This is a genomic window from Endozoicomonas sp. ONNA2, from assembly GCF_024606365.1.
In the GTDB taxonomy this organism is placed as follows: Bacteria; Pseudomonadota; Gammaproteobacteria; order Pseudomonadales; family Endozoicomonadaceae; genus Endozoicomonas.
On record NZ_JAHHPO010000175.1, the window covers coordinates 1 to 1452 of the forward strand.

Here is a 1452-nt window from a genome sequence, read left to right on the forward strand (position 1 = left end):
TTTCTATTCGCCGCAATTCCGCCTGTCCTTCTCGCTCAGGCCTTAACGACTCAAGGGGATGTATCGGAAAGGTCGATTTGCGACCAGCAGGCCCTTTCGGGAGGAACAAGAGTCTATATTCAGGTTCAAGAACCTCCTGTGAAACAGCAACTCAAAAGCAGTGAATTGATCACACAAACACCGGAAAAAGGTAAAGTAGCCCTTACTGACAAACAGAACACCCAGTACTTCGGCACTTTCACCATGGGAGCCCAACAGCAACAGTTCACTGGGGTGCTGGATACCGGCTCCAGCAATATCTGGGCGCCCGAAAGTAATTGTTATTCACCGGGCTGCCAGGGCAAGGAAAAATTCAATCCAAACCTCAGCAACACTTTCTCCACCTATGACCAGGAACTCTCAATTCAGTATGGAACTGGCAGCATGCAGGGTTATGTAGGCTATGATACTGTCACCTTTGGCGGTATCACTGTCAGCAACCAGGGCATCGGTCTGGCCAGCCAACTGTCCGACGACTTTCAAAACGCCCCATTTGATGGCATTTTTGGCCTTGCCTACCAGTCCATCGCCAGTGATCAGGTCACACCCTGGATGGATAATGCGGTAGCACAGGGGCTGATCCCAAAAGCCATTTTCTCATTTTATCTATCCAACACGCCAGCCAATGGTAGTGGCCGCCTGATTATTGGTGAACCGGACCCGGACTATTACCAGGGGGATATCACCTGGCACCCCCTGCAATCGCTTGCCACAGGAGGCCCTGTGGATGCTTACTACAACATTGCCTTTGACGGCATTGCCGTTAATAACGACAGCATTCCCCTGACCTGCCAGTCTGAGGGTCAGTGCCGGGCCATTGTCGACTCAGGTACCTCTTTGATCGTTGGGCCAGCCAATGATATTGCCAGTATCCAGAACGCCCTGAATATTAATCCGGATTGCTCGAACCTTAATGAACAGCCAAACCTGGTTTTCACTATTGATGGTAACAGCTATACCGTCCCCCCCGAGTTTTACGTGGTGAAACAGGTCGACTGGTGGGGGCAGGAACAGTGTACTGCCGGACTGGCTCCCGGAAACCAGGACTTCTGGATTTTCGGGGATGCCTTTATGCGGGGATTCTATGTTGTGTTTGACAAGACAGACAGCCGGATAGCTTTTGCTCAGCTGGCTGAAAGTCTGGGGGCACCCAAAGTGCTGAGAAAACTCTTTGCATCTGATCATGTGAACACTTCAGGACCCGTTCAGCAGTAAGTAAAAAACCGCTGTCCGCTAACAGGCAGCGGTTTTTGGTTCACTCAATAAGTAGCCAGAAATATATGATTTCATATAGTTAGCTACCAGGAGGCTGCACGAGAATAGCGCCCGACTGGGCGTCCCCGTAGAGAGGATGGCAGAAAATTGAGGATAAAAAGTCGGAAATTTTTAGTGAATAGTGGTTCTATTTACTAA

At 50.0% G+C, this 1452-nt stretch carries 1 protein-coding gene; it reads left to right on the forward strand.

What is annotated here, in order from left to right:
* On the forward strand, window positions 1-1254 hold a 1254-nt coding region (locus KDK14_RS03155; protein ID WP_257263569.1), incomplete at its 5' end, for a pepsin-like aspartyl protease.
* Between the last annotated feature and the right edge of the window lie 198 nt (window positions 1255-1452).